This window comes from Streptomyces sp. NPDC059003 (assembly GCF_042740445.1).
GTDB lineage: Bacteria > Actinomycetota > Actinomycetes > Streptomycetales > Streptomycetaceae > Streptomyces.
Genome location: NZ_JBHYJH010000006.1, coordinates 65,775 through 92,273, shown reverse-complemented (window position 1 = coordinate 92,273; position 26,499 = coordinate 65,775). Strand labels below are relative to the sequence as shown.

Here is a 26,499-nt window from a genome sequence, read left to right as displayed (position 1 = left end):
GCGAAGTTGAGGTCAAGGCCTGGCGGCTACCCCGGGAGCGATCCCGTGGACACCTCGCGTATTCGCTTCAGCAACTGCGCTTGCCGCAGACAGTCGGGGTCCTGGTAGGCGCCGTCCCGTACCGCCGCCGCGAAAGCGTCCACGGCGTTGGCGACCTGGTCGTCGACGGCGAGCCGGAGTTCCTCCACGCTCGACCCGCGTGCCACCCTCAGCACCGGGACATGGTCCGCGGGCGGAGTGAAGGCCCGGTCCACGGTGATGTCGCCCTCACTGCCCCGCACCTGATACGACGACAGGTAGGCGTGCTCGAGGCCGAAGGCGAGCTGCGCGGTGGCCCCGGACGGGGCCGCAAGCAGGGCGGCCCCCGAGGTGTCCACCCGACGGGCGGCGCCGGCCGTCAATACCGCGCCCGCCACCCGCAGTTCGGGCCCGAACAGGTGGAGGGCCGCCCGGACCGGGTAGACACCCACGTCCCACAGGGCGCCGCCGCCCAGCTCGGGCCGGTAGCGGATGTCGCCCTCGGGGAGCGCGGGGACGGTGAACGTGGCACACAGGGACCGCGGCTCGCCGATGACACCCGCGGCCAACAGGCGTCTCACCTCGCGATGTTGGGCATGGTGCACGAACATCACGTTCTCCATCAGCACCAGACCGCGCGCGGCGGCCTCGTCGAGCAGCCGCTCGGTCAGCGCCACGTCCGTGGTAAGCGGCTTCTCCGCCAGTACGTGCTTGCCCGCCCGCAGCGCCGCCGCCACCCACTCGGCGTGCAGCCCCGTCGGCAGCGGCACATACACCGCGTCCACGTCGTCGCGGTCCAGCAACTCGGCGTAGCCGCGTGCCGCTCGGCAGCCGTACCGGCGGGCCTGCTCCGCCGCCCTGGCCGGGTCCCGGCTGGCGATCGCCGCCAGCTCGACGCCGGGCCTGGCGGCCATCGCCGGCATCATCCGGCGCAGCGCGATGTCGGCGCAGCCGAGCACGCCGATCCGCACCGGCGCTGCCGCGCGCCCGGTCACCGCTCCCCCGCCAGCATGCCGTTGAGACACGCGAGCAGACTGCGGGCTTGCACATTAACGTAATTGCTATGGCAAACGAGAGAGGTCAGCTGACCCACCGTCACCCAGACGAAGCCGGGCGGCGGCTCTAGCGGAACCTGAGTCTCCGCGGGCTCCACCACCAGGTAGCGGCTCACGGCGTTCAGGAAGCGGCCGCCCTCCTCGGAGTGCACCGCCTCGTACCTCACGGTCGCCGGGGCGGCGGAGAGCACCAGGTCGAGGAAGTCGGGGCGGTCCTCGGGCGGCAGGTCGTCATGGTTGCCCGGCACGCACTGCACGGTGGGTCCCAGCTCCACCGCGTCCAGGAAGCCCGCCTCCGCCCGGGCCCGCATCAGCACATGCAACACCCCGTCGATCCGCCGGGTGACGAAGGCCGTGACGCCCAGGCCCCGCGGCTCGATCAGCGGCTGGGTCCACCGGCTCACCTCGCGGCTGCCGGCCTCCACGGACAGCGCCACCACCCGGAAGAACCGGTTGTCGGGTCGGTCGATCGCGTACGCGCCCCTGACCCACCCGGGCAGCCCGGCCAGCGGCACCCGTTCCGCCCGTACGCCTTGCCGCGCGCGCTCCTGCGTGAACCACGACAGCAGCTCGACGTCGGAGTTCAGCGCCCCGGCCTGCCGGGACCGGGCCAGCGCGGCCACGAACGGGTCGCTCGCCCGCTCGAGGTCCACGCCTCCGACCGGGGCGCAGGCCAGCACGGTGCGGGCGTCCATGTTGACCACGTTGTCCAGGTGCAGCAGCTCGCCGATCTGCCCGAGGGTGAGCCAGCAGAAGTCGCCGTGCGGCTCGATGTCCTCGTCGACCTCGACGATCATGTTCCGGTTGTTCTTGCGGTGGAACCAGGCGCCGTGCTCGGACTGCAGCACATCGGCGAGGACCCGCCCCCGTCCCGGCTGCACGAAGTACTTCAGGTACCGCACCGGCGCGCCCCGGTGGACCCGGGTGTAGTTGCTGCGGGTGGCCTGCACCGTCGGCGACAGCTGGAGCAGGTTGGGGTTGCCGGGCTCCATCTTGGCCTGCATGAGGCAGTGCAGGACCCCGTCGAACTCCTTGACCAGGATGCCGAGGATGCCCACCTCGGCCTGCTTGATGATCGGCTGGTGCCACTCCCGGCGCGGCCCGACCTCGGTGGTGACGTGCAACCCCTCGACGGTGAAGAAGCGGCCGCTGTCGTGCACCAGGTTGCCGGTGTCCCGGTGGAAGGACCAGCGGTCCAGCTCGGCGAAGGGGATGCGGTCCACACGGAACGCGTGCGCCCGCCGGTGCTCGGCCAGCCAGCCGGAGAACTCCTCGGTGCGCATCCCCGCGCCCTGCGTGACGGTGAGCGATTCGGCCAGCCTACGGGGCAGTTCGACGTCGGCGCGGGGGCGCAGCAGGGCGTTCTGGGACATGGGAGGACTCCCTAAGCAGGTGAGGGTCGTGGTCGAAGTGGTGTCGCGGGAGCGGCACGCTCAGCCGCGGGCGGCCACGAACTCCTGAATCGAGGCGATCACGAAATCGAGCATCTCTTCGGTGAGCCCGGGATAGACACCGACCCAGAAGCTGTGGTCGGTGACGATGTCGCTGTTGGTGAGTGCTCCGACCACCCGGTGCGGCTGATCGAGGTAGGCCGGGTGCCTGGTCAGGTTCCCGGCGAACAGCAGCCGGGTGCCGATCCTGCGGTCCTCCAGGAACGCGACCAGCTCGCCCCGGGTGAAGCGGGCCTTCGGGTCCACGGTGATGACGAACCCGAACCAGCTGGGGTCGCAGCCCGGGGCCGCCTCGGGCAGGAGCAGCCCGGGGGTGCCGTCCAGACCGTTGCGCAGCCGCCGCCAGTTGCGCCGCCGCGCGTCACAGAAGTCGTCCAGCTTGGCGAGCTGGGTCAGCCCCAGCGCGGCCTGGAGGTCGGTCGCCTTCAGGTTGTACCCCACGTGGGAGAAGACGTACTTGTGGTCGTAACCCTCCGGCAGCATGCCCATCCGGTACGAGAACCGCTTGAGGCACTTGTTGTTCTCGCCCGGCTCGCACCAGCAGTCCCGGCCCCAGTCGCGCATCGACTCCACGATGCGGGCCAGCGCCAGGTTCGAGGTGAGGACACAGCCGCCCTCGCCCATGGTGAGATGGTGTGCGGGATAGAAGCTGACCGTACTCAGATCGCCGAACGTACCGGTGAGGCGCCCGTCGCAGAGCGAGCCGACCCCGTCGCAGTTGTCCTCCACGAAGAACAGCTCGTGCTCGTCGGCGAGTTCGGCGATCTGCCCGGCGGGGAACGGGTTGCCCAGCGTGTGGGCCATCATGATGGCCCGGGTGCGCGGCCCGATGGCCTCCGCGACCCGTTCGGCCGTGGTGTTGTAGGTACCCAGCTCCACGTCCACGAAGACCGGCACGAGACCGTTCTGCAGGATCGGGTTCACGGTGGTGGGGAAGCCCGCGGCCACCGTGATCACCTCGTCACCGCGCCGCAGCCGCTGGTCCTCCAGCGCGGGGGAGGTCAGGGCGGACAGCGCAAGCAGGTTGGCCGAGGAGCCCGAGTTGGTGAGGTGCGCCTTGCGCCGCCTCAGTTTGCGGGCGAACCGCGACTCGAACGTGCGGGAGCTGGGCCCGGCCGCGATGCGCATGCCCAGCGCGGCCTCGACCAGCGCTGCCCGGTCGTCCTCGTCCAGCACGGCGCCGGACGGCCAGATCTCCGTGACCCCAGGGACGAAGCCCGTGTCCTGCTGGGCCTCCCTGTGGTACTTCCGGGCCATTTCCAAGAGCTGCTGCCGCAGCTGCTCCGTCTCCATGTCTGCCCCCCATTCCGTCATCAGTGCCCGCTGGTGCTTTCCAGCGCGGCGTCCCGCCATGACGCGAGCACCCCGGCGACGAGTGCCTCGCACATCCCCTGCGCCCGTGCGTCCTTCTCCGACATCAGCGGCGGTTCGGTGGTCCCCCAGGGGAGCGCCAGGTCGGGGTCGAGGGGGTTGATGTCGATCTGGGTGCCCGGCACGTACCGCGTGGAGACCACGTAGCAGATGCAGGCGTCGTCGGTGAGCGTCAGAAATCCGTGCCCGACGCCCTCCGGCACGAACACACACCGCCCGGACTCGGCGTCCATCTCGGTCACGTGGTGCTCCCCGAAGGCGGGCGACCCCACCCTCAGGTCGACGACGATGTCGCGGAGCGCCCCGCGCACGCACGTGACGTACTTGGCCTGCCCTGGCGGTACGGCCACCCCGTGGATGCCGCGCAGGGTGTTCCGGCGGGACACCGAGTAGTTGATCTGTGCGGGCCGGAACGGCCGCCCGGTGACCGCCTCGACCTCGTCGCAGCGGAGCGCCTCGAAGAACGAGCCCCGCTCGTCGCGGATCTGCTTCGGGGTGAACACGAACGCGCCGGGCACTCGGGTCTCGATCACGTCCATGTCCGGTCAGTCCCGGGTGCGGTACTGCCCGGCCAACCGCTCCAGGATCGGCACGATCTCACCGGGGCCCGGAGCGGCGGTCATGTCGGCGTACACAGCGGCGGCGCCCTGCCGGAACGACGGCTCGGTCAGCATCCTGGACAGCTCGCCGCCCACCTGCGCCGCGGTCAGCCCCTCGACGGGAAGGGCCACACCCGCGCCCCTGCTCTCCAGGTAGGGGGCGCTGCACAGGGCGCTGCCGATGTTCTCCTTGATGATCATCTGGGGCACCTGGCACGCGGCGGCGGCGAAGAGCGTGCCGAAGCCGCCGTGGTGGATGATCGCCGAGCAGGTCGGCATCACCTGGGTGAGCGGGACGTAGTCCAGGATCCGCACGTTGTCGGGGACCTTCATGTCCTCCCCCAGCTGGTCGGCGTTGACCGTGGCCACCACCTCGACGTCCATGTCGGCCACCGCCTCCAGCACGGCCACGATCCGCTCGTCCCGGCCGGCGAAGACCGTCCGCGCGGTGATGCCGAGCGACAGACAGACCCGGGGCCGCGACGGCGGCTGCACCAGCCAGTCCGGCACCGGGGCCGACCCGGTGTACGGCACCCAGCGCATCGGCAGGGTGCGGTGTCCCTCCGGCCTGGGCAGCTGCCGGGGGATCGGATCCACGGTGAGGTCGCCCAGGAGCATGTCCTCGGAGAAGTCGTAGCCGAACCGCCGGAACACCGGCGCCATCAGGTCGGCCAGCGGGTGCGTCCGTATGTCGCCCCGCGACAGGCGTTCGGCCAGGCGCCACTGGGCCAGGCCGAAGTAGTCGGGACCCCACATCAACCGGGCGGACGCGGCCCCGGACTCACGTGCCGCGACCGACCCGATGGGGCTGGCCGGGTCCCAGATCACCAGGTCCGGGCGCCAGTCCCGGGCGAACTCGACCAGGTTGTCGGCGAGTCCCTGTCGTCCCTCGGCGTCCGGGTGGTAGCGCGTCACGTTCAGTGCCACGTAGGGCGCGACCGACTCCCAGAGCAGGCCGTGGTCGGATCCCGGCTCGAATCCGAGCGCCTCGGTGAAGCGGTCCCGTTCCTCCTGGGGGAAGGACGGCGGCGCCGTGGCCGCCTCGCCCAACCGGACCGCGGTCAGACCGGCCGCCGTGATCCGCTCCGCCATCGACGTGTTGCCGGCCAGCCTTACCTCGTGCCCGGCGCTCTGCAGCGCCCACGCCAGCGGAACGCTGGGATAGAGATGGGCCGTGAACGGTGCCACGGAAAAGAGAACCCGCATGGTCACTTCCTTCTCATCGTTCGTGATGTGTCGTGATCGTCAAGAGGGACAGCGCGGCCGGACCCCGTCAGTGATCGATCAACCACCGAACTCGCCGCGGGAGCTGCCGAGTCGGCGACGAGCGTGACGGCTTCGTGCCAGGTCGCCCGGCGACGGATCAGAGCGCGGAGCCTCATCGTCAGCGCCCGCCGGTTCACCACGAGGGCGCCGACCAGGCGGTCCTCGTCCCGGTAGAGCGCCACGCACCGGCCGTCGGAAGGATCGCCGAACACCTCGGTCTTCTCGGCCTCGGGCAGGCCGACGAACTGGAGGCGGGTGCCGTACCAGTCCGACCAGAAGTACGGAACCGTCTCATAGGTCTCCGGGGGCGCGACGGCCACGGCGTTGCGCGCCGCCACCGCGCCCTGCTCCGCCGCGCTGGTCCAGTGCTCCAACCGCATACGGCGCATCAGGGCCCGGTTGTGCCAGCGGGCGACGTCCCCCGCGGCGTAGACGCCGGGACTGTCCGTGGCGAGGGTCTCGTCGCAGACGACACCGTCACTCAGCTCCAGGCCGGAGCCCTCGAGCCAGCCGGTGACGGGATCGGCACCGACGCCGATGACCACCACGTCCGCCGGCACGACGCCGCCGTCCGCCAGCAGCACCCGTTCCACCCGGCCGTCGCCCTCGACGCCGGTCACCGTCACGCCGCAGCGGACCGTGGTGCCGTGGCGGGCATGCAGCCGCGCGCACAGCGCGCCCATCTCCGCTCCGAGCGCCCGGATCAGCGGTGCGGGCCGGGCTTCCAGGACGGTCACCGGCAGCCCGCGTGCACGTGCGGCCGACGCCACCTCCGAGCCGATGAACCCACCGCCGATCACGGCCACGCCGCTGCGCGCGTCGTCCAGCGAGGCACGCAGCGCGCGGGCGTCGTCCGCCGTACGCAGGCAGTGCACGCCGTCGAGGCGGTCGACACCGCCCGGCCGACGGGCCCGGGCGCCGGTCGCGATCACCAGAGCGTCGTAGCCGAGGGGGGCGTCCCCCACGGTGACGGTGCGCCCCGCGGTGTCGAGTCCGGTTGCCGGGGTTCCGAGCATCAGCTCGACCCCCAGGCCGTCGACGAGGTCGCGGCGTTCCCTGAAGGTCGGCAACGGCCGCACGCCGCCCCGGCCGAGAAAGGTCTTCGACAGCGGGGGGCGGTCGTAGGGCAGGTGTTCCTCGGCTCCCACCAACACGATCCGCCCGTCGAACCCGGCCGTGCGTGCCGCCTCCACCGCACGCAGGCCTGCGAGCGAGGCCCCCACCACGACCAGTCGCCGCTGCGCCACGACTTCCTCCTCTGTGCGTCGGTGATGCGCTGGGCCTACAGGCTCTGGCCGAGTAGGGTGCCGCCGGTGGCGTCGATCCACGCACCGGTGATCCAGCGGGCCTCCTCGGAAGCCAGGAAGCCCACGACATCCGATATGTCCTCCGGTTCACCGAGCCGGTCGAAGGTCGAAAGACGGGCCAGCAGCTCCCGGAGTCCGGGGGCCTGCAGGAAGGGATCCCCGGTATCCACCACACCGGGCGCGACGGTGTTGACGGTGATGGCGCGCGTCCCCAGGTGGCGGGCGAAGTGCAGGGTGATCATCTCCAGCGCGGCCTTGCTCATCGCGTGGGCCACTTCCTGCGGGTTGGCGAAGCGGGTGAGCCCGGTGGACACGTTGATGATGCGGCCGCCGTTCGGCATCATCGGCAGCGCTCGCTGGACGGTGAAGAACGGGGCCTTGGCGTTGACGGCCATGAGCCAGTCGAAGTCCTGCGGGCTGACCATCTCCGGCGGCATGGTGCTCAGGATCGCCGCGTTGTTCACCAGGATGTCGAGGCGGGCGTCGCCGGCGTGCTCCTTCAGCCCGCGCTCCAGGCCCGCGAACAAGGTGTCCACGTCGTTGGGCACGCCCAGTTCGGCCAGTACGGGGAAGGCCCGGCCACCGGCGTTCGCGATGGCTTCGACGGTCTCCGCCACGCCCTCGGTGTCGGTCCCGGAGTGCACGGCGACCAGCGCGCCGTCCCCCGCCAGCCGCTCGGCGACGGCTCGGCCGATGCCTCGGCTGGATCCGGTCACCAGCGCGGTACGCCCCGTCAGATCCGCCATCTGCTCCTCCTCATCTCGACAGCGGCACGCCGAACCAGCGCCGCAGGGCCTCTTCGACGGACGTCCCGTCGGCATCGGTCCAGACGACATGGCCGTCCGGACGCAACAGCACCGCCCCGGCGTCAACCGACGGTGTGCCGGTGGTGGCCGCCACCGGTTCGGCCACCACCGCGTCGACCCGGTCCGCCCACCGGTCCGCGGCCTTGGCCCACCGGCCCGCGCCGAGGTCGAGCAGCACGCCGTGCGCCGGGTGGAGCAGGCGCGCGGTGTCGGTGCGGCCCGCCCGGGTACGCAGCCCGGTCGGCGGCATGCGCAGGCCGAGCAGCGGATCCTGGCCGGACCCGGTGTCGTAGCGGACATCCAGGCCGCTGACCATCGAGGCCAGATGCCCTCGCACGGAGTCCAGCTCCATGAGTTCCGCGAGGAGTTCACGCACGGGACGCACCTCCTGCGCCCCGAGCAGGACCAGCGCCTGGGCTCCGATGTTGGCCAGGACGCGACGGCCCACGGCGTGCCGCTCACTGTGATACGTGTCCAGCAACCCGTCGGCCGCGTCGCCCCGCAGCTCGGCAGCCAGCTTCCACCCGAGGTTCACCACGTCCTGAAGGCCCAGGTTCAACGCCTGGCCGCCCACCGGCATCTGCACATGTGCGGCGTCGCCCGCCAGCAGGATCCGGCCCTGCCGGTAGCGGGCGGCCTGCCGGGCGGTGTCGTCGAAGGCGTTGACCCACAGCGGTGTGCCGGCGCCGATGTCCTCACCGGTGACCGTGGCCCACTCCTTGACCACCTCCGCGAACTCGGGCTCCCCGACACGCCGGGCCGGCCGGGCGCCGAACCGGTGCACCATCACCCGGGTCACTCCGCCCGGCAGGCGGCCCGCGACCGCAAGACCGCCGGGCAGCCGCTCGAAGCGACGGTCGGGGATGTCGACGCCGGCCACATCGCAGCGCAGCATCTCCCGGCCCGCCGGCCGGCCCGGAAAGTCGAAGCGGGCCAGTCGGCGCACCGTGCTGCGCTCTCCGTCGCAGCCCACCAGGAAGGCGGACCGGATGCGCGACGAGCCCTGCTCAGCGGCCAGTTCCGCCTCGACGGCGTCCCCGACGGCAGTCATGCCCGTCAGCTCGCAGCCACGGAGCACCACGGCGCCGAGATCGCGGACCCACTCCTCAAGCAGGGGTTCGAGCCGGGTCTGCGGCACCTTCCACAGACCGGCGTACGGACTGGGCAGCGCGGAGAAGTCCAGCGGGATGCCGCCGAAGTGTCCCTTCGGCTCCCGCGGCCGTGCGCCAAGACGCTCGAGCAGCCCCCGCTGGTCGAGGACCTCCATGGTGCGGGCGTGCAGGGTCGACGCCCGCGACTCGGTGGTGGGCCGGGCGAGCCGCTCCACCACCGTCACGTCCGCGCCGCCGAGCCGTAACTCGCCGGCCAGCAGCAGTCCCACCGGGCCGGCACCGACGACGATCACCTGTGTGTCCATGGGGATTACGCCCGTGCCTCGGCGTAGTCCGTGGCATGCCCGAGGGTCGCCAGGCTGTTGTTGCCCAGCGCGTTCCGCACGAACGCCTTGGCGTCGGCCACGCTCGCCCCGGGGCCGAGGACCGCGGCGATGCCGGCCGGGTCGATCACGACGGTGTGCTGGGAGGTGGCGGCGACGCCGTCGTCGTCCTCCTCGATCCGCCAGAACCCGGTGTGCAAGGACATCAGTGCCGGCAGGGAGATCTGCTTGTAGACGATGCGGTGGTGCGGGAAGCACACGCGGATCGACTTGGTGGTGTGCAGGGACCCGTCCTTGGTCCTGGTGTCCATCTCCAGGACCTGGAGCCCCGGCGTTTCCTCCTCCAGGAGCACCCGCGCCACGTGCGGCAGCCGCTCCTCCCACAGCTGGGCCTCGTCGAGGAAGGCGTAGACGTCCTTGCCGCGGCCCTTGATCCGCACCGTGTCCTCGAACGACACCAGCAGGTCCTCCCCGGTCGCCAGCGCGGACTCCAGGTTGGTCTTCAGCGCGGCCAGTTCGGCGCGGCTGTTGCGGTCCACCGCCCGGTCGATCCAGGCCAGCCCCTCGGGATCGTCGTCCACCGCTCGGTAGTCGTGCCGAAGCCGGACTCTCGACCGGCCCTCCTCCAGCGACTCGATGATCCATGCCCCGCCCATGGCCGCCACGGGCGGGGCGGAGACCTCCTGCCGGAAGTCGATCCGCTGCGCGGCCGGGTCCAGCACACGGCGCGAGGCCCAGCTCTTGACCTGGTCGTTGGCCGTGGCCCAGATCCGGATCCGCTCATGGGCGCCCGCACGTTCCACGATGTCCACGTGGATCGTGGGCGGGAACACGCGCGGCCAGTTCTCCACTTCCGCGATCATGCGGTACACGTCGGCAGCCGAAGCGTCGACCGTCACCTCGTGCTCGACCTCGCGCACACCTGTGTGAGACATCCTGCACCTCCGTGGGTTTCGCCGCCCGAGGCGGATCAGAAGTTGCCGAGCCCGCCGCAGACGTTGATCGCCTGCGACGTGATGGACGCCGCGATGTCGGAAGCCAGGTAGCCGACAAGCCCGGCGACCTCCTCGGGAGTCGAGTAGCGGCCCAGCGGGATCTTCGACACGAAGCGCTGCAGGATCGCCTCCTCCGTGGTGTCGTAGAAGGCGGCGTAGCGGGTGCGGACGCCCTGCGCCGTGGGGGTCTCCACATAGCCGGGGCAGACCGCGTTCACCGTGATGCCGGTGGGGGCCAGCTCATTGCCCAGCGCCTTGGTGAAACCCACCACGCCGTGCTTGGACGCCGAGTACGCGGCGCCCAGCACCACTCCCTGCTTGCCCGCGGTCGAGGCGATGTTGATGATCCGTCCCCGCTTCCTGTCGCGCATGCCGCCGGCGGTCAGCACCTCGCGCGTCATCAGGAACACGCTGTTGAGATTGGTGTCGATCACGTCGAACCACAGCTCGTCGGGGAGCTCGGCGGTCGCCCCGCCACCGCCGCGTCCGGCGTTGTTCACCAGCACGTCCACCGGCCCGAAGCGGTCGACCGCGGCGGCCACGAACGCACGGATCTGCTCGAGGTCGGTGACATCGCAGGGGCCACCGTCGATCTCGATGTCCTTCCCAAGGCGCCGGACCGTCTCCTCGACGGCATCGGGCTTGCGCGCGCAGATGAAGACCCTGTGTCCCTGGAGGCCGAGGGTCTGCGCGGCGGCCAGACCGATCCCGCTCGTCGCGCCGGTCACCAGGGCCACGCGCTTGTGTTCCGCTGTCATGTCTTCTCCTCCTGTGAACTCGGCGAATGACAGCGCCGCCGCCGTACGAAGGGGTACGACGGCGGCACCGGGCGGTGTCTTCGCCCTGGGTCAGACCGATCCGGCGGTCAGCCGCCCGTTGATGACGCCGAGCAGGTCACGCGGGGTCTCCACGTCGGCGAGGGTCTCGTCGTCGATCTCCACGTCGAACTCGCGCTGGATCCGGCTGCTGGTCTCCAGCAGGGCGAGCGAGTCGTACCCGAGCTCGTCGAAGGTGGTGTCCAGGACGTTGCCGTCCCGGCCGAGCTCCTCGTCGGCTCCGGCGGCTTCGCGCAGGATGCGCTTCAGGTCGTCGATGGTGACTTCAGCCATGTGGCCTCTTCCCTTCGGGTAGTGGTGTTTCACTGGGCGGCACGGACGACGACGGCCGAGTTGAAGCCGCCGTGGCCGCGTGCGACGACCAACGCCGTGCTCACCGGTCCGGGCCGGGGTTCTCCGACGACCAGGTCGAGGCCGTAGTCCTCGGCCGGTGACACGTTGATGGTCGGCGGGATCAGCGCGTCGCGGATCGCCAGCAGGGCGGTGGCCACGTCCAGCGCTCCCCCACCGGAACTGAGCCGCCCGGTCATCGTCTTGGGTGCGGTCACGGCGACGTTCCGCTGCCCGAAGACCGCGGTGATCGCCTCGGCCTCGACCCGGTCGAGCTCCGGCACGGCCGCGGCGTCGGCGAACACCACATCGATGTCCGCGGCGTCGACGCCCGCGTCCGCCAGCGCCAGTTCGATCGCCCGGCGCAATGCGGGCGGCCGTCCCGCGCCGGGGCGCGGGTCGAGGGACGCCCCGTGCCCGGCGATCTCGCCGTACACGCGGGCGCCGCGGTCCTGGGCCGACGCGGCGTCCTCCAGGATGAGCATCGCCCCGCCCTCGCCCGGCACATGTCCGGTGGCACCGGCGTCGAACGGCAGGTAGGCCCGGTCGGGGTCGTCGCTGGTGCTGAGCCGGCCGCTGGCCAGGTGAGCGACCCAGCCCCACGAGCAGATCGAGGAGTCGACGCTGCCGGAGACCATGAGCCGGGTGCCCTTGCGGATCTGCCGGCGCGCCTGCGCCAACGCGTCCAGGCCGCCCGCCTGTTCACTCACCAGCACCCCGCTGGGCCCGCGCATGCCGTTGCGGATCGACAGCTGGCCGCTGTTGACCGCGTAGAACCACGCGAAGGACTGGTAGGCGCTGACGTACTGTCCGCCCTTGCTCCACATGTTGCGCAGCTCACGCTCGCCGAACTCGTATCCGCCGGCCGAACTCGCCGTGATGACGCCCATGTCGAACTCCGGCCACTCGGCGGGACGGACGTCCGCGTCGGCCAGCGCCCAGTCGCCCGCCACCAGGGAGAGCCGGGTCATGTGGTCGGTCTGCGGCAGCATCCGGCCGGACAGGTACGCGGCGGCGTCGAAGCCCTTGATCTCGCCCGCCAGCCGCGCCGGATACGACGCGGGATCGAACCGGGTGAGGCGTCCGATGCCACCGCGCCCGGTGCGCGTGGCGTCCCAGAAGGGGGCCGTCCCCAGGCCGTTGGGCGCGGCGACGGCCATCCCGGTCACCACGACGGGCGCGCTCACGCGGCCCTCCGCAGCACCATCGCACTCTGGAACCCACCGAAGCCACTGCCGACCGTCAGCACCGCGTCGGTGCGGTTCTCCCGTGCGGTCAGCGGCACGTAGTCGAGGTCGCACTCGGGGTCGGGCTCGTGCAGGTTCGCGGTCGGCGGCACCACGTCGTTCTCGATCGCCAGCACGGACGCCGCGATCTCGATGGTGCCGATCGCCCCCAGCGAGTGACCCACCATCGACTTGATGGAGCTCACCGGGGTGCGGTACGCGTGGTCCCCGAGGCTCCGCTTGAAGGCGGCGGTCTCGTGCCGGTCGTTCTGCTTGGTACCGGATCCATGCGCGTTGATGTAGTGGATCTCCTCGGCGGTCATCCGGGCCTCGGCCATGGCCGTCCGGATGGCCTCGGCCATCTCCCGGCCGTCGGGGCGCAGTCCTGTCATGTGGTGGGCGTTCGACCGGGTGGCGTAGCCGGCGATCTCCGCGTGGATGTGTGCGCCCCGGCGCCGCGCCGTCTCCATCTCCTCCAGGACCAGCATCGCGGCGCCCTCGGCGAGCACGAACCCGTTGCGGGTGGCGTCGAAGGGCCGGGAGGCGTGCTCGGGGTCGTCGTTGCGCGGGGTGGTCGCCTTGATCGCGTCGAAGCAGGCGACCGTGATGGGGGAGATCGGTGCGTCGGTCGCGCCGGCGAGCATGATGTCGACCGTTCCCTCACGGATCAACTCGCAAGCGTAACCCACCGAGTCCAGGCCTGACGTGCACCCGGCCGACACCACGGTCGCCGGGCCCTCGGCGCCCGCCCGCCACGCCACCTCGGTGGCGAACGAACTGGGCACGAAATGGTCGTACAGGTGGGGCACCGCGTAGGCGTGGTCCACCACCTCCAGGCGACCGCCGTCGCTGGTCACCCGGTACTCCGCCTCCAGGCTCATGGTCGCGCCGACCGCGCTGCCGACCGCGACCCCGATCCGGGCCGGGTCGAGCTCGGCGAACTCGAGGCCGCTGTCGGCGACCGCCTCGTCGGTGGCGACCACGGCCAGCTGCGCGGCCCGGTCCATCCGCCGTATCTCCTGCGGGCCCAGGCGGTGCGCCTCGGGCCCGAAGTCGATCTCGGCGGCCACCTGCGAACGAAACGGTGTGGGATCGAAAAAGGTCAACGGCCTCGTCGCGGTACGGCCGTCGACCAGCATGTTCCAGAAGTTCTTCACTCCGACGCCGCCCGGCGCCAGTACACCGATGCCCGTGACTCCTACTCGACGCGCCATGGGCCTGCACCTCCGTCCAGTGAGATCTGCGAGAGCCGACAGCGCGCGTTCAGGTGGCCGCGGTCCAGTGGTAGAACCGGGTCGCCAGGGCGTCGTCGGGGGACCGCCAGGTCTGGGGGTCGTAGGGGTCGATGAAGGGGCGCAGGTCGGAGCTGATCCCCTGGAAGAGCGGGTGCGAACGGGCCTCGCCGATGGCCTTGTGGCCCTCCTCGGAGTCGAAGCCCTGGAGGTGGAAGTACAGGCCCTGGTAGCTGAACAGCTCCCGCCGGCGCGTGCCCATCAGGTGCGGCATCTCACTGGCGTCGAAATCGGCGAAGAGACGGACGACGTCATCGGCCGACTCGGGCTTCATCCGCGCGACGATCAACGTGCTGTACATGGCGTCCTCGCTTATGTGTACGTGATCCATCAGGGGCCCATCAGAGGGCCCATCAGGGGGGTCCATCAGGGGTTTGCGGAGCGGCGGGCCGGGAGCGCGGCTCCTTCATCCGCGCGACCGTTCCCGGGGCCCGGCGTCCTCCGCGAGCCGCTCCAGGCCGGCCTGCCAGACCGACCAGACGTCCCGGTTCCGCGCCGGCAGCAGCGCGCACACCTCGCTCCGGCCCTCGCGCACCGAGGGGTGGTGACGGGCGACGACGGACAGACTCCTGGGTCCGGCGTCCGCGAACAGGAACGTGCCGTCGGCGGGCAGCGCCATCAGCGCCGACCAGAACAGGACCGGGCCCGACATCAGCCCCGCCCAGAAGGCGGGATCCAGCGCGTCGCCCGGCTCGACCGTCGAAGCGGTCCGCGCCGACATCACGGGGATGCGCGGCGCGCTCAGGTTCTCGGCCCCGATCGCCTTCGCGAACACGGCAGCGGCAGGGTCGAGGACCGGCGAGTGGAACGGCTGCAGGGCCTTCACCCGCCGACAGGTGAGCCCCGAGTCCCTCAGGAACCGCTCGGCCAGGGCGAGTTCTCGCTCCGCTCCCGCCAGGATCGTCTGTGCGGGGGCGTTGACGGCGCCGACGGCAAGGCCCCGCTCGGTCCAGGAGGGGTCGAGCAGCGGTGTGAGGGCATCCGGCGCCGCCGCCACCGCCAGCAGCCCGCCGGGTGGGGCGTCGTCCAGGACCTCGGAGCGGGCGCGCATGATGCGGGCGGCGGCGGCGAGGTCGTAGACCCCGGCGAGCGCCGCCGCGGCGAGTTCGCCCACGCTGTGCCCGAGCAGCAGCGCGGGCCGGATGCCCCGGCTCTCCAGGACCCGACCGATCGCGTAGCCGACGGCGAACAGCAGCGGTTGCGCCCGCGGACCGTCGTCGATCGGGACCTTCGGCACCTCGGCCAGCCAGTCGTCGCGCAGAGTCCGCCCCTCGCCCCCCATGTGGGCGAAGAACTCGTCCATCACCGCGGTGAAGACCGGCTCCCGCTCGTACAGCGGGACGGCCATGCCCTGGTACTGCGCTCCCTGCCCGGGCAACAGCAGAACGAGCTGACGTTCGCCCACGGGACCTTCCTCTCTATCGGGGCCTGACATCCGTGGCCCAGTGCGGGCGTTCGAGCACCTCGACGACCGCGCACGACCAGCTGAACCCCGCGCCCACCCCGAGCAACAGGCAGCGGCTGCCCGGCCCCGCCTTGCCGGAGGTGACCAGGTGGTCAAGGCCGGCGAACTGGTCGCCCGCGCCCAGGTGGCCGACGGTGCGGCTCCACGGCCATGTGGTGCGCTCCGGATCGGCGCCGAGCGGCCTGAAGTAGCTGGCGTTCAGCCGTCTGCGTCCCATGTGCGGCAGCACGAACCAGTCGATGTCGGCCAACTCGATCTCGGCGTCGGCCAGGGCCTGCTTGAGCGCCTGCCGCTGCCCCGCCGTCACGCGCGACACCGTGAAGGACTTGCCGACGGACGACAGGAAGGCCCGTTTCTGCGTCTCCATGTCGATGACCGGGCGCGTGCTGAACGGCGCAGGACCGAAGGCGTCGTCACCACGGTGCATCCCTTCCAGGTCCGACCGCGAGACCGTCACCACGCTGCGCAGCCTGGCGAATCCCGCACGGCGCGAGAGCACCAGCGCGGTCCCGCCGTCGGCGTAGACGGTTCCGGGGTCGCTGTTCCAGCGGTCGAACCCGGGGCGGCCGAACCGATCGCCCGTGGTCAGCAGCGCGGCGGTACGTCCCTCCCCGGCCAGCAGGTAAGGGGCGGCGAGTTCGATCGCGCCCATCCCTCCATTGGACACCTGGTGGATGTGCATGGCGGGGCAGTCGTTGCCGACCGCCCTCCGGTGTACGTAGGACGCGGGGGCCCAGAGGTCGTGCCCCTGGTGGTAGAAGCACGCGTGCAGGAGCAGGTCGATCTCGGCGGGACCGTGCGCGGCGCGGTCCAACGCCGTGCGTGCGGCCTCGGCGGCCATCTGAGGACCCGACTCCTCCCCCGCGACGGTCACCGACGTCATGTCGACGGCGGCCGCCATCGCGGGGGTGCAGAGTCCGTCGGCCAGGGCCTGTTCCACGCTCACGGCGTGCGGCAGCCATGCCGCGCACCCCGCCACGAACAGGTCGTCAAACATCATCGGCGTCCCCCGGTTCAGCTGGTCTTGAGGGCGCCGACCGGGCAGATGCGGACCGCTCCGGCCGCCCGGGCCTCCTGCCCCGGCGGCACCGGCCCGTCGAACAGCACCTCGAGGTCACCCTCGTCGTTGAGGCGGAACAGGTCGGAGGCGGCGTCCTCACACAACCCGTGTCCCTCGCAGCGGGCACGGTCGACGGCTATCTCCACTGTGTTGTCTCCTTGCGCGTCGGATCGGGGCTGGTCGGGGCTGATCGGGCGGCGGTCGTCAGGCGGGCTTCAAGGTGGTGGGCAGGGCGGAGATCGCCCGGATGGTGTTGTGCACCCGGTAGGAGGGCTCACCGACCTCGATCGACTCGACCTTGTCGGCCAGCGCGGTGAGCAGCGCATGGCCCTCAAGGCGGGCCAGGCCCTGCCCCAGGCAGCCGTGAATCCCGTGGCCGAACCCGACGTGGGTGCCGGCGTCGGGACGGGTGATGTCGAACGTGTCGGGCGAGTCCCAGTACCGCTCGTCCCGGTTGGCCGAGCCGTAGAGCATCAGCACCCGCGAGTCGGCGGGCAGCAGGACGCCACCCATGTCGTAGTCACGCGTCACCACCCGGGACAGGCCGCGGATCGGCGTCTCGTAGCGGATGACTTCGTTGAGCGCGTTGGGGATCAGCGAGTGGTCGTCACGGATGGCCCGCCACTGCTCGGGGTTCCGGCCCAGCAGCAGCATCGCGCTGGACAGCGCCGAGACGGTGGTGTCCAGCGAAGGAACCAGGTAGTCCCCGACCAGCGCGGGAAGCAGCTGCTTGCTGACCGTGCCCGCCTGCGCGGCCGCCACGAGGTCCGCTCCCCAACTGCCCGGGCGCAGCCTGCCGGGCTGGACGATCTCGGACATCCAGCCCCACATCCCGGCCAGCGTGGGGATGTCGGCCTTGGCGCGGTCGTTCATGGGGCCCAAGGTGTTGAACCCGGCCGAGGCCCAGCCCAGGAAGTGTTCCCGTCCCTCGGTCGGCCAGCCAAGGAGGTCGGGGACGACCGACAGCGGGAAGAGCTGGGCGAAGTCGACGACGGCATCGAAGGAACCACGTTGCAGGAGGCGGTCGACGAGGTCGTCGGCGAGCTGCTGGAACTTCTCCCGGTGCCCGCGCAGCGCCTTGGGCGTGAGCGGTGCCGCCATGACGCCCCGCACATGGTCGTGGTACGGCGGGTCGCTGACCAGGGCACTGCCCTTCATCTTCTGGTTCAGCTGCTCGTTGAGCGCGACACCGGACCCGGAGACGAAGGTCTCGTGGTCGTGCAAGCTCTCGTACACCTCCTGGTACCGCGACACCGCGAACACGCCGTATCTCTCCAGCCACGCCGCCGACCCGAGATCGCGGAGTTCCTTGTAGGCCTCGTACGGAGAGAGGACCACCGCCTCGTCCCACAGGTCGATGTCGGTCCGGGGTACCTCAGAGCTGATCAACGTCACGATGGGCTTCCCTTCCTGGAATGCGGAGTCTCACCCGGCCACCGCGTCGCGCGGCGCTCCGAACCACCGACGCAGCGCTTCCCCCGGTCCGGCCCCGTCGTCCGGGGCGCACCAGGCGATGTGGCCGTCGGGCCGCACCAGCAGCGCCTCGACGTCGGTGAGCGGGTCACCCGGCGCGGCGTCGGGCTGCGTGGCGACGACGGTGTCGACCCGGCCGTCCCAACCTGCGGCCTCGGCGCGGACCTTCGCGCCGTCGGCGAAGTCGAGCAGTACGCCGTGCCCGCGTCGCAGCAATTCGAACGTGCCGACCTTCCGGTCGCCGACGATCAGTTGGCGGTCGGGCAGGCGCCGGCCCAGCATCGGATGGCTGCCGGGCCCCACGTCGTAGGTGATGTCCAGGCCGCTGACCATGCCGGTGAGGTGCCGTGCCACCTGCTCGTAGTCCATCAGTTCGGCCACGACCTCCCGGAGCGGCTCCATCTCGCTGCCGCTCAGATACAGCAGCCCCTGCGCGCGGGTGTTGCGCAGCAGGCCGACGCCGGCCGGGTACCGCTCGTCGTGGTAGGTGTCCAACAGGCCGGGCGGAGCCCAGCCCCGCACCTCGGCGGCCAGCTTCCAGCCCAGGTTCACCGCGTCCTGTACGCCGAAGCTGAGGCCTTGGCCGCCGGCCGGCAGATGGGTGTGGGCGGCGTCTCCGGCGATCAGTACCCGGCCCTGCCGGTACCGTGTGACCTGCCGGGTGGCGTCGCCGAACGAGCCCACCCACCGCGCCCGGCCGTGCTCGATGTTCTCCCCGGTGATGCGCTGCCACGCGGCCGCCACCTCGGCGAAGGCGGGCGGTTCGGTGCGTCGGCGGGGCGGCGCCCCCTGCTCGCAGACGATGATCCGGTCCACCCCGTCGCCCACGGGGGCGGACATGACCATGCCCCTGGGCAGCTTCTCCCCGATCGGCCGTGCTCGCAGCCCGCAGCCGACGACATCGGCCAGGAGCATCTCCCGGGTCGCGTCGGTGCCGGGGAACTCGAAGCCCGCCAGCCGACGCACCGTGCTGTGTCCGCCGTCGCAGGCCACCACGTACGAGGCGCGGAGCCGCTGGGCGCCGTCGGGCCCCTGGACGTCGACGCCGACGACGTCCTCGGACACCGCCAGGCCGGTCACCTCGTGGCCACGGCGGATGTCGGCGCCCTGTTCGACGGCCCACTCGAACAGGATCGACTCGGTGCGGTACTGGGGGATGCCACGGGCACCAAAGTGGCCTCCCTCGATCACTGTGTAATCGAGCGGGACTCCACCGAAGTGGCCGCGTGGGCTGGTCTCGACCTCGCCGAACCGCTCCATCAGTCCGCGCTGCGCGAAGACCTCCATCGCCCGTGCGGTGAAGCCGAGCCCGCGTGACTCGCCCGTCGGTTCGGCGAGCCGCTCCAGGACGATGACCTCGACACCTGCAAGCCGTAACTCCCCGGCCAGCATGAGGCCTACAGGTCCGGCCCCGACTACGATCACTGCAGCGTCCATGCAAACCACTCCCCGGTGTGCGTTCGCACACTGCGTTCCGATAGCTGATTTCCTGTAACTGTGCGCCGGTGACTGTGTGCCGATGACTGTGTGCCGATGACTGGAAGACCGCGGTAAGGAGAAATGCGCTCCGGAACTGCGTCACACAGAGCGCACCACGGTCACTGCGGCGCGTTTCCGTGCTTGCGTTGCGGCAGGTCGGCGTGCTTTCCCCGCAGCATGGCCAGAGCGTCGATCAGAACGGGACGGGTGACCCGTGGGTCGATCACGTCATCGACCAGGCCGCGCTCCGCGGCGTAGTAAGGGTGCATCAACTCGCTGCGGTATTCCTTGATTTTCTGTCGGCGTACCGCTTCGGGGTCATCGGCGGCGGCGATCTCCCGCCGGAAGATGACGTTGGCCGCGCCGTCCGCGCCCATCACGGCGATCTCGTTGCCGGGCCAGGCGAAGGACAGGTCCGCACCGATCGAGCGCGAGTCCATGACGATGTAGGCACCGCCGTAGGCCTTGCGGAGGATCATCTGCACCCGCGGCACGGTGGCGTTGCAGTACGCGTACAGCAGCTTCGCTCCGTGCCGGATGATCCCGCCGTGCTCCTGGTCGACCCCGGGCAGGAAGCCCGGCACATCGACCAGGCTGACCAGCGGAATATTGAACGCGTCACAGAACTGGACGAACCTGGCGCCCTTCGCGCTCGCGTGGATGTCCAGCACACCCGCCAGATGCGACGGCTGGTTGGCGACCACGCCCACCACGTGCCCGTCGAGCCGGGCCAGCGCGCACACCAGGTTCGCCGCCCAGGCCGAGTGGATCTCGAAGTACTCCCCGTGGTCGACGATCTCCGCAAGCACGTCGCGGACGTCGTACGCATGGCTCGGATCGGCCGGGACCACGTCGAGCAGCGCGTCGCCGCGGCGGTCGGCCGGGTCTTCGGAGCGGTGGGCCGGCGGCAGTTCGCGATTGTTGGCCGGCAGCATGGTCAGGAGGTAGCGGACGTCCTCCAGGCAGCTCTTCTCGTCGTCGTAGGCGGAGTGGGCGACGCCCGACAGGCCCGCGTGCAGGTCCGCTCCGCCGAGCCCGTTCTGCGAGATCCGCTCCCCGGTCACGGCCTCGACCACGTCCGGGCCGGTGAGGAACATCTGCGCGGTCCCGCGGACCATGAAGACGAAGTCGGTGAGGGCGGGCGAGTAGGCCGCGCCGCCGGCGCACGGGCCGAGCATCACGCTGATCTGCGGCACCACGCCGGACAGCCGGGCGTTGCGACGGAAGATGCCGCCGTAGCCGGCGAGCGCCGTCACACCTTCCTGGATGCGCGCTCCGGCGCCGTCGTTCAGGCTGACCAGCGGAGCTCCCACCGTCCCTGCCAGGTCCATCAGCTTGTGGATCTTCTGCGCATGCGCCTCGCCGAGCGCGCCTCCGAAGATCCGGAAGTCGTGGGCGTAGACGAACACCTTCCGGCCGAACACCGTTCCCCAGCCGGTGACCACACCGTCGGAGTACGGACGCTTCCGTTCCATGCCGAAGCCGGACGCCTGGTGCCGCCGCAGCGGTTCGACCTCGTTGAACGACCCCTCGTCCAGCAGCAGTTCGATGCGCTCGTACGCCGTCAGCTCGCCTTTGTCGTATTGCCGCCGGGTCGCGGCGGGGTCCTGTCCCTGCCGACTGGTCTCTTTGAGTTCGCGCAGTACGGCGAGACCGTCGCGCGGCTCCGCACTCATCTGCCCTGTCGCTGCCACTCCGCTCTCCCCCACTGGAATCGGCGTCTTTCAGAGACAGTTGTTGGGACGTTAGCTCATATACTCTTCGGCGCCGACCGGAATAACAAGTCAGGCCCGCTATAAGTTTTCACGAAGAAGGACTTTGGGAACCTTAACCAGACTTGGTGAAATCACGCCAAGAAACGTCAAGGAACGTCAAGAAGCTCTGAGCCAGAGTTAACGCAGTTCTTGTACAACCGCCTTGTCGCGGTGGCGGCCTCTCTCTAGCCTGAGCCGCATGGGACATTCCATCTGCCAAGTACCGCGATGCAGCCGCGAAATCCCCGAGTACGCGCGGCTCTGCCGTGGCTGCACCCGCAAACTCGTCGGTGACCTCGCCGGGCTTCCCGCGTTGTACGACGAATGCGGCCGGCTCCTCGGCGGCTCCGAGCAGCGCGCCGCTGTCGGACGCACCTCGGGCGGGCCCATGCCCGGACTTCCGTTCAACACCGCCGCCGCCGATGCCCGGGGCGCCGTCCGTTCGGTGCTCGGCTCCTGGAGCGGTCTGGTGGCCGAGGAGCGGGGCATAGCCCGGCCGCAACGGACGGTGGCCGGGATGAGCACCTTCCTGAGCCGTCACATCGGCTGGCTGTGCGGCCATGAGGCGGTCACCGAGTTCGTGCAGGAGATCGCACGGCTGGTCGGCACCGCCCGCCGAGTGGCCCGCCCGGACGGGCGCCGCCGCGTCCGGGTCGGCCGGTGCGTGGAGGACGGCTGTCCCGGCGAGCTGGTCGCGCTGGTCCGCGTGGATGACTCACCCGCTGAGATCGTCTGCCTGGCGGAGGCGGAACACCGGTGGGGCGCCGGTGACTGGCTGCGGCTGAGCCGGCGGTTGGACCGTCCCGTGACGTCTGCTGGGACCGCCGCCCCTTCCGCCGCCCCTTCCGCCGCCCCTTCCGCCGCCGCGGAGACTCCCGCCGCGGCCCGGTCCGCCGGATGGCTGAGCGCGAGCGAGGTGTCCCTCCTGTGGAAGCTACCGACCGGCAGCGTCTACCGGCTGGCCGCTGAACACGCCTGGAACCGCCGCGTCCGGGCGCGTCGCACCTACTACGACGCCGCCGACGTGGAACGCACCTTCGCCGAACGCGCGGCCAAAGCCGGCTGACCCGGTGCACGAGCCCCCGCGACGGCCGTTCAGCGACCCGCTCTCGGGACGCCCTCCTGGCCGTCGAGCGCTCCGACATCCGCGTTGATGAGAGGGAACGAACAGCGGGCGTCCACGCCCCGGCCGCCAGGAGCCTCCTCCAGGGCGAGGCGGCCGCCGTTCGAGCCGACCAGCATGGCGACGATCGACAGGCCGACCCCGCGCCCGTCGCCCCGCGCGTGGTCACCACGCCATCCGCGCAGGGTGGCACATCCCCGTTCCTCGGCCGTCATGCCGAGTCCCTCGTCGATCACGCGCAGGGTTGTCTCGCAACGGCCGACCTCCACCAGGACGGTGATGGTGCCACCAGCGGGCGAGTGCCGGACGGCGTTGTCCAGCAGGATGTCCAGCACCTGTTCCAGCATGCCGTGCCGGCTCAGGATGACCGGCTCGCCCTCGAGCAGCGTCCTGATCCGCATGACGTGCCGCTCGGCGACATCGGTCCACGCGCCCACCCGTTCGAGCACCACCTCGCACATGTCGACCTCCGTGGGCGGGCTCGCCTCGATCAACCTGGCGATCTCCAGCTGCTCCGTCAGCGTGCCGTGCAGGCGCTCGGCGTCCGCCATGGTGCGGGCGTACAGTCGCTTGCCGGGCTCGCCCACATGCCCGTCCAACCCCTCCAGCCTGATCTGGAGCAACTGGAGCTCGGTCCGCAGCTGATGGGCCACGTCCGCCAGGAAGAACGCGTTGCGCTGCCGGGCTGTGGCCAGGTCGTGCACGGATTCGAGCAGGTCGCGCAGCTCGGCCGGGACCTGGTACACGGCCAGCCGTTCGATGTCGCCGCGCTGCAGCTGCCGTATCGCCTCGGCGAACGCGCGGCCCGGTCCGAGGGCCCACTTCGTCAGGGGCGCGGCCAGCGCGCCGACGACTGGCAGCGCACAGACCCCGATCGCGCCCAGCACGCCCCAGTGCCCGACGAGCAGCCCCGCAGACAGTACGACGGCAGACAGCGTCAGCAGCGCCAGCGCCAACTGGCTGAGGAAGACGCGCGACGCCATGTCAGCCTCCCTGGCCGACGGGCACCGCCACGGCGGCGTGCGACCAGGAGATGGTGGCAGGGACCACGGGGACGGCACACCCGGCATGCCCGAGCGCACGGCGCGCGTCGCTGCCGCCCGACCCGTCCTTGCCCTCGCCCCCGTGTTGCCGTCCCGCGCGGCCGTCCCCCGCCGCGGCCCCGTGCCCGACGACCGCACCCGGCCTCCGCGCCCTCGTCGCCACACCGGCCGGCTCGTCCGCCGGACCTACGTCCTCGCTCATCACGCCACGTCACCCTGTCTTCCGACCCGCCTGACCACGGGCCGCGCCGATCGCCACCAGCCGGAAGGCGCTGCCGCCTGCCCGGCCGAGTTCATGTCCGTCCGATTGGTTGATCAGCCGGTCAAGCGGAATCCCACGCCGCGCACGGTCTCGATAAGACCTTCCACACCCAACTTCCGGCGCAGTCCGGCCATGTGCACCCCGAGCGTTCTGGTGTCGCCCGCGCTGTCGTGACCCCACACCTCCCGCATGATCTGCTCGCGGGTGAAGGTGCGCCCAGGGTCGTAGGCCAGGAATGCGAGCAGGTCGAACTCCTTACGGGTCAGCGAGATCTCCCTGCCGCCCACCAGCACCCGCCGGAGCCGCAGATCGAGGCTGACCTCGCCGAGCTGCTTCACGGAGTCCGAGTCCGAATCCCCGCCCGACGAGGCTTCCCTGGCGCGCCGGGTGACCGCCTGGATGCGCGCGGTCAGCTCGCGGACCCGGAACGGCTTCACCACGAAGTCGTCCGCACCCATCCGCAGGGCAAGCACCTGGTCCAACTCGTCGTTCCGGCCACTGACGATGATGATCGGCACGGTGTGATGCGTCCGGATCATCTGGCAGACCGCGAAGCCGTCGATATCCGGCAGCAGGAGATCGAGCAGCACTACGTCCACCCCGGCACAGAGGTCGAGCGCCGCTAACCCACGGCCGACGGCGACGGTTTCCATCCCCTGCTCGAACAGCCGGTCCGATAACTCGGCTCGGCACTCCTCGTCGTCCTCAACGAGCAGGACACGCATGCATTCCCCCTGATGCGTCTCAAATGATCAAAAGTATCGTGAATGCCCAATAAGAAAGGAACTTGCAGTTGGCCGACTACCGATCGGTTCTCCCCCGAACCATGACAAGTCACCGACGATCACCTCAAGCGTCACCCGCGAACTTCATTACTGACTCTCCCCCGCGGCAAGGGTTTGCATGAGCATGCACGTCTCACCAAGAGTCTGGGCCGACCTATCTCTTGCGGTATCTCACACCCCAGCGCCCCGCACCACGAAGCACTTGCACGTTGCAAACGAAAGCGTAAGTTCACGTCCTGGAGAAACAGCGGAATATTGGTATGACGCACTCGTCCCCCCAAGTCTCGGCATAGATGAACGGGCAGTCGTCGTGCCGGGTGTCCACCGGACCGCGCAACAGCGGGCTTCACCACCCCGACGAAAGCGCCACCCCGCGGCCACCGGCCCGCCCTTCACCCGGCCCAGAACGCAGAACGGTCCACTGCGTCGGCGGACCATCACACAAGATTGAGGACGAGCGCGGTTCGAGGGCTGTTTCCGTACGGCGAACCACCCAGTTTCGATGGCGGCTAAATCGTGTAATCCGAGAATCCTGGTTCGGATTCCGCCCCCGGACGTGACGCCGCACGCGTGCACGCCTCCACGGCACCTCCCAGGAAGCCCCGGGCAGGTGCCGCCGAACGGGCAGGCCACAGCCCCGCACAGCGTCGGCTTGAACTGCACCGTTGGTACAGTCTCCGCCGATCAGCCCGCGCACCTGGGAGACCATCGGACCATGGCCGTCGATGAACTGGACACCCGCATCCTGCGGCTCCTGCTTGAGCAGCCGCGTACGAGCGTCCGGGAGTACGCGCGCGTGCTCGGGATCGCCCGGGGCACGCTGCAGGCGCGGCTCGACCGGATGGAGCGGGACGGGGTGATCACCGGCACGGGGCCTTCGCTCTCGCCCGCCGCGCTCGGCCATCCGGTGCTCGCCTTCGTCCACATCGAGGTCATGCAGGGGCATCTGGACGAGGTCGGCGACTCCTTGGCGGCCGTGCCGGAGATCATCGAGGCCTTCTCCATCACGGGCGGCGGCGATCTGCTGACGCGCGTGGCGGCGCGGGACAACGGCCATCTCGAGGATGTGATCCAGCGCCTCATCCAGATGCCGGGCGTGGTGCGCACCCGTACGGAGATGGCGCTGCGCGAGCGCGTCCCGCACCGGCTGCTTCCGCTCGTCGAGTCGGTGGGCCGGGCGGAGGCCGCGCGGAAGGGACCGGCCGCCACGCCGTCATGATCGACGGCTTGGCATCCTTGACCGCATGAGCGCCTTGAACCACACCTCGGTCATCTTCGATCTCGACGGCACCCTCGTGGACAGCGAGCCGAACTACTTCGAGGCGGGGCGGCAGCTGCTCGCCGGGCACGGCGTCACGGACTTCACCTGGGAGGACCACGAGAAGTACGTGGGCATCTCCACCCAGGAGACCCTCGCTCTCTGGCAGGACCTGTACGGCCTGTCCGCGCCGCTCGACGAGCTGCTCGCGGAGAAGAACCGCCGCTATCTGGACCTGGCCCGCACGTCCACGCACGTCTACCCGGAGATGGCGGCGTTCGTGGAGCTGCTGCACGACGCCGGGGTGCCCATGGCTGTCGCGTCCGGCTCCTCGCGCCCGGCCATCGAGGCGATCCTGGAGGGGACCGGGCTCGACGCGCACCTCAAAACGATCGTCTCGGCGGACGAGGTCGCCCACGGCAAGCCCGCACCCGATGTCTTCCTGGCCGCCGCGGAGCTGCTCGGCGCGCGGCCCGCGGACTGCGTGGTCCTGGAGGACGCCGTGCCGGGCGCGCTGGCGGCGCGGGCCGCGGGCATGCGCTGCGTCGCGATTCCGTACGTCGCCGCGCAGGCGGACGATCCGGCGTTCGCGGCGGCGGACCTGCTGCTGCGCGGCGGGCAGCGGGAGTTCTCGGCGCGGGCCGTGGTGGAGTGGCTCAGCTCGGGTCGCTGACGTCGGCTGGGACGGGGCACCGGCCGGGTCCCGTGCAGGCGCCGAGCGGACGCGTCAGCGCGTTGTCCGCGAGCTGTTCGGTGAGGTGGGCGGTCCAGCCGGTGGTGGCACGGCCTGGCGCGGGGCCGTGTGCGGCG

26 protein-coding genes are annotated in these 26,499 nt (G+C 70.8%); 3 read left to right on the top strand and 23 right to left on the bottom strand.

Going from position 1 to position 26,499, the window contains the following annotated elements:
- Positions 1-26: 26 nt before the first annotated feature.
- The 20 genes from ACFWZ5_RS05465 to ACFWZ5_RS05370 form a co-directional block, all read right to left on the bottom strand.
- A complete protein-coding gene (locus tag ACFWZ5_RS05465) occupies positions 27-1,013 on the bottom strand; it encodes a Gfo/Idh/MocA family protein (protein ID WP_384789612.1) in 987 nt (328 codons plus the stop codon).
- Positions 1,010-2,446 (bottom strand): NDP-hexose 2,3-dehydratase family protein, encoded by a 1,437-nt coding sequence (locus ACFWZ5_RS05460; protein WP_384789615.1) that lies wholly within the window; start codon positions 2,444-2,446, stop codon positions 1,010-1,012. The genes ACFWZ5_RS05465 and ACFWZ5_RS05460 overlap by 4 nt, the downstream gene beginning before the upstream one ends.
- Before the next feature lie 60 nt (positions 2,447-2,506).
- Complete coding sequence (gene rfbH / locus ACFWZ5_RS05455; protein ID WP_384789618.1) at positions 2,507-3,817, bottom strand: lipopolysaccharide biosynthesis protein RfbH; 1,311 nt, start codon at positions 3,815-3,817, stop codon at positions 2,507-2,509.
- Between the two features lie 20 nt (positions 3,818-3,837).
- Positions 3,838-4,434 (bottom strand): dTDP-4-dehydrorhamnose 3,5-epimerase family protein, encoded by a 597-nt coding sequence (locus tag ACFWZ5_RS05450; protein ID WP_384789621.1) that lies wholly within the window; start codon positions 4,432-4,434, stop codon positions 3,838-3,840.
- Between the two features lie 6 nt (positions 4,435-4,440).
- Entirely contained in the window at positions 4,441-5,700 is a 1,260-nt protein-coding gene (locus ACFWZ5_RS05445; protein ID WP_384789625.1) for a nucleotide disphospho-sugar-binding domain-containing protein, read from the bottom strand.
- 2 nt (positions 5,701-5,702) lie between these two features.
- Positions 5,703-7,007, bottom strand: a complete 1,305-nt coding sequence (locus ACFWZ5_RS05440; protein WP_384789628.1) for an NAD(P)/FAD-dependent oxidoreductase — start codon at positions 7,005-7,007, stop codon at positions 5,703-5,705.
- A 35-nt stretch (positions 7,008-7,042) separates the two neighbouring features.
- Positions 7,043-7,813 (bottom strand): SDR family oxidoreductase, encoded by a 771-nt coding sequence (locus ACFWZ5_RS05435; RefSeq protein WP_384789631.1) that lies wholly within the window; start codon positions 7,811-7,813, stop codon positions 7,043-7,045.
- A 10-nt stretch (positions 7,814-7,823) separates the two neighbouring features.
- Positions 7,824-9,290 (bottom strand): FAD-dependent monooxygenase, encoded by a 1,467-nt coding sequence (locus ACFWZ5_RS05430; protein WP_384789634.1) that lies wholly within the window; start codon positions 9,288-9,290, stop codon positions 7,824-7,826.
- Between the two features lie 5 nt (positions 9,291-9,295).
- Positions 9,296-10,243 (bottom strand): aromatase/cyclase, encoded by a 948-nt coding sequence (locus ACFWZ5_RS05425; protein WP_384789637.1) that lies wholly within the window; start codon positions 10,241-10,243, stop codon positions 9,296-9,298.
- A 35-nt stretch (positions 10,244-10,278) separates the two neighbouring features.
- Positions 10,279-11,061, bottom strand: a complete 783-nt coding sequence (fabG, locus tag ACFWZ5_RS05420) for a 3-oxoacyl-ACP reductase FabG (RefSeq protein ID WP_384789640.1) — start codon at positions 11,059-11,061, stop codon at positions 10,279-10,281.
- A gap of 90 nt (positions 11,062-11,151) precedes the next feature.
- Positions 11,152-11,412: an acyl carrier protein gene (locus tag ACFWZ5_RS05415; RefSeq protein WP_384789643.1), complete on the bottom strand. Its 261-nt coding sequence runs from the start codon at positions 11,410-11,412 to the stop codon at positions 11,152-11,154.
- 29 nt (positions 11,413-11,441) lie between these two features.
- Positions 11,442-12,656, bottom strand: coding sequence for a ketosynthase chain-length factor (locus ACFWZ5_RS05410; protein ID WP_384789646.1), 1,215 nt, complete (start codon positions 12,654-12,656; stop codon positions 11,442-11,444).
- Positions 12,653-13,909 (bottom strand): beta-ketoacyl-[acyl-carrier-protein] synthase family protein, encoded by a 1,257-nt coding sequence (locus tag ACFWZ5_RS05405; protein WP_384789649.1) that lies wholly within the window; start codon positions 13,907-13,909, stop codon positions 12,653-12,655. The genes ACFWZ5_RS05410 and ACFWZ5_RS05405 overlap by 4 nt, the downstream gene beginning before the upstream one ends.
- Before the next feature lie 49 nt (positions 13,910-13,958).
- Entirely contained in the window at positions 13,959-14,288 is a 330-nt protein-coding gene (locus ACFWZ5_RS05400; RefSeq protein ID WP_384789651.1) for a TcmI family type II polyketide cyclase, read from the bottom strand.
- Between the two features lie 105 nt (positions 14,289-14,393).
- Positions 14,394-15,392, bottom strand: coding sequence for an acyltransferase domain-containing protein (locus tag ACFWZ5_RS05395; RefSeq protein ID WP_384789654.1), 999 nt, complete (start codon positions 15,390-15,392; stop codon positions 14,394-14,396).
- A 13-nt stretch (positions 15,393-15,405) separates the two neighbouring features.
- The gene (locus ACFWZ5_RS05390) at positions 15,406-16,452 is read right to left on the bottom strand and encodes a ketoacyl-ACP synthase III family protein (RefSeq protein ID WP_384789657.1); all 1,047 of its coding nucleotides are present in this window, start codon (positions 16,450-16,452) and stop codon (positions 15,406-15,408) included.
- Between the two features lie 14 nt (positions 16,453-16,466).
- The gene (locus ACFWZ5_RS05385; protein WP_384789660.1) at positions 16,467-16,658 is read right to left on the bottom strand and encodes a ferredoxin; all 192 of its coding nucleotides are present in this window, start codon (positions 16,656-16,658) and stop codon (positions 16,467-16,469) included.
- Positions 16,659-16,716: 58 nt separating this feature from the next.
- Positions 16,717-17,907, bottom strand: coding sequence for a cytochrome P450 (locus ACFWZ5_RS05380; RefSeq protein ID WP_384789663.1), 1,191 nt, complete (start codon positions 17,905-17,907; stop codon positions 16,717-16,719).
- Positions 17,908-17,937: 30 nt separating this feature from the next.
- A complete protein-coding gene (locus ACFWZ5_RS05375) occupies positions 17,938-19,422 on the bottom strand; it encodes an FAD-dependent monooxygenase (RefSeq protein ID WP_384789666.1) in 1,485 nt (494 codons plus the stop codon).
- 161 nt (positions 19,423-19,583) lie between these two features.
- Entirely contained in the window at positions 19,584-21,140 is a 1,557-nt protein-coding gene (locus tag ACFWZ5_RS05370) for an acyl-CoA carboxylase subunit beta (protein WP_384789776.1), read from the bottom strand.
- A gap of 277 nt (positions 21,141-21,417) precedes the next feature.
- Here ACFWZ5_RS05370 and ACFWZ5_RS05365 point away from each other — a divergent pair, with 277 nt between their 5' ends.
- Positions 21,418-22,284 carry a hypothetical protein gene (locus ACFWZ5_RS05365; RefSeq protein ID WP_384789669.1) on the top strand — a complete coding sequence of 289 codons (867 nt, stop codon included), beginning with the start codon at positions 21,418-21,420 and terminating at the stop codon, positions 22,282-22,284.
- A 29-nt stretch (positions 22,285-22,313) separates the two neighbouring features.
- Here ACFWZ5_RS05365 and ACFWZ5_RS05360 read toward each other — a convergent pair whose 3' ends face one another.
- The 3 genes from ACFWZ5_RS05360 to ACFWZ5_RS05350 form a co-directional block, all read right to left on the bottom strand.
- On the bottom strand, positions 22,314-23,324 hold the full coding sequence (locus ACFWZ5_RS05360) for a sensor histidine kinase (RefSeq protein ID WP_384789672.1): 1,011 nt from the start codon (positions 23,322-23,324) through the stop codon (positions 22,314-22,316).
- Position 23,325: 1 nt separating this feature from the next.
- Positions 23,326-23,586: a hypothetical protein gene (locus tag ACFWZ5_RS05355; RefSeq protein WP_384789675.1), complete on the bottom strand. Its 261-nt coding sequence runs from the start codon at positions 23,584-23,586 to the stop codon at positions 23,326-23,328.
- A 113-nt stretch (positions 23,587-23,699) separates the two neighbouring features.
- On the bottom strand, positions 23,700-24,371 hold the full coding sequence (locus tag ACFWZ5_RS05350; RefSeq protein WP_384789678.1) for a response regulator transcription factor: 672 nt from the start codon (positions 24,369-24,371) through the stop codon (positions 23,700-23,702).
- Positions 24,372-25,146: 775 nt separating this feature from the next.
- Here ACFWZ5_RS05350 and ACFWZ5_RS05345 point away from each other — a divergent pair.
- Both ACFWZ5_RS05345 and ACFWZ5_RS05340 read left to right on the top strand, forming a co-directional pair.
- Positions 25,147-25,650, top strand: a complete 504-nt coding sequence (locus ACFWZ5_RS05345; protein ID WP_384789681.1) for an Lrp/AsnC family transcriptional regulator — start codon at positions 25,147-25,149, stop codon at positions 25,648-25,650.
- Positions 25,651-25,675: 25 nt separating this feature from the next.
- A complete protein-coding gene (locus tag ACFWZ5_RS05340) occupies positions 25,676-26,362 on the top strand; it encodes an HAD family hydrolase (RefSeq protein ID WP_384789684.1) in 687 nt (228 codons plus the stop codon).
- Positions 26,363-26,499: the final 137 nt, after the last annotated feature.

What these genes read in the sequence shown, in the direction of transcription:
- ACFWZ5_RS05345 (WP_384789681.1), top strand. Translation starts at nt 25,147, where the DNA reads ATGGCCGTCGATGAACTGGACACCCGCATCCTGCGGCTCCTGCTTGAG.
- ACFWZ5_RS05340 (WP_384789684.1), top strand. Translation starts at nt 25,676, where the DNA reads ATGAGCGCCTTGAACCACACCTCGGTCATCTTCGATCTCGACGGCACC.
- ACFWZ5_RS05450 (WP_384789621.1), bottom strand. Translation starts at nt 4,434, where the DNA reads ATGGACGTGATCGAGACCCGAGTGCCCGGCGCGTTCGTGTTCACCCCG.
- ACFWZ5_RS05460 (WP_384789615.1), bottom strand. Translation starts at nt 2,446, where the DNA reads ATGTCCCAGAACGCCCTGCTGCGCCCCCGCGCCGACGTCGAACTGCCC.
- ACFWZ5_RS05415 (WP_384789643.1), bottom strand. Translation starts at nt 11,412, where the DNA reads ATGGCTGAAGTCACCATCGACGACCTGAAGCGCATCCTGCGCGAAGCC.
- ACFWZ5_RS05365 (WP_384789669.1), top strand. Translation starts at nt 21,418, where the DNA reads ATGGGACATTCCATCTGCCAAGTACCGCGATGCAGCCGCGAAATCCCC.
- ACFWZ5_RS05390 (WP_384789657.1), bottom strand. Translation starts at nt 16,452, where the DNA reads ATGATGTTTGACGACCTGTTCGTGGCGGGGTGCGCGGCATGGCTGCCG.
- ACFWZ5_RS05360 (WP_384789672.1), bottom strand. Translation starts at nt 23,324, where the DNA reads ATGGCGTCGCGCGTCTTCCTCAGCCAGTTGGCGCTGGCGCTGCTGACG.
- ACFWZ5_RS05425 (WP_384789637.1), bottom strand. Translation starts at nt 10,243, where the DNA reads ATGTCTCACACAGGTGTGCGCGAGGTCGAGCACGAGGTGACGGTCGAC.
- ACFWZ5_RS05375 (WP_384789666.1), bottom strand. Translation starts at nt 19,422, where the DNA reads ATGGACGCTGCAGTGATCGTAGTCGGGGCCGGACCTGTAGGCCTCATG.
- fabG (WP_384789640.1), bottom strand. Translation starts at nt 11,061, where the DNA reads ATGACAGCGGAACACAAGCGCGTGGCCCTGGTGACCGGCGCGACGAGC.
- ACFWZ5_RS05355 (WP_384789675.1), bottom strand. Translation starts at nt 23,586, where the DNA reads ATGAGCGAGGACGTAGGTCCGGCGGACGAGCCGGCCGGTGTGGCGACG.
- ACFWZ5_RS05445 (WP_384789625.1), bottom strand. Translation starts at nt 5,700, where the DNA reads ATGCGGGTTCTCTTTTCCGTGGCACCGTTCACGGCCCATCTCTATCCC.
- ACFWZ5_RS05350 (WP_384789678.1), bottom strand. Translation starts at nt 24,371, where the DNA reads ATGCGTGTCCTGCTCGTTGAGGACGACGAGGAGTGCCGAGCCGAGTTA.
- ACFWZ5_RS05430 (WP_384789634.1), bottom strand. Translation starts at nt 9,290, where the DNA reads ATGGACACACAGGTGATCGTCGTCGGTGCCGGCCCGGTGGGACTGCTG.
- ACFWZ5_RS05405 (WP_384789649.1), bottom strand. Translation starts at nt 13,909, where the DNA reads ATGGCGCGTCGAGTAGGAGTCACGGGCATCGGTGTACTGGCGCCGGGC.
- ACFWZ5_RS05400 (WP_384789651.1), bottom strand. Translation starts at nt 14,288, where the DNA reads ATGTACAGCACGTTGATCGTCGCGCGGATGAAGCCCGAGTCGGCCGAT.
- ACFWZ5_RS05370 (WP_384789776.1), bottom strand. Translation starts at nt 21,140, where the DNA reads ATGAGTGCGGAGCCGCGCGACGGTCTCGCCGTACTGCGCGAACTCAAA.
- ACFWZ5_RS05435 (WP_384789631.1), bottom strand. Translation starts at nt 7,813, where the DNA reads ATGGCGGATCTGACGGGGCGTACCGCGCTGGTGACCGGATCCAGCCGA.
- rfbH (WP_384789618.1), bottom strand. Translation starts at nt 3,817, where the DNA reads ATGGAGACGGAGCAGCTGCGGCAGCAGCTCTTGGAAATGGCCCGGAAG.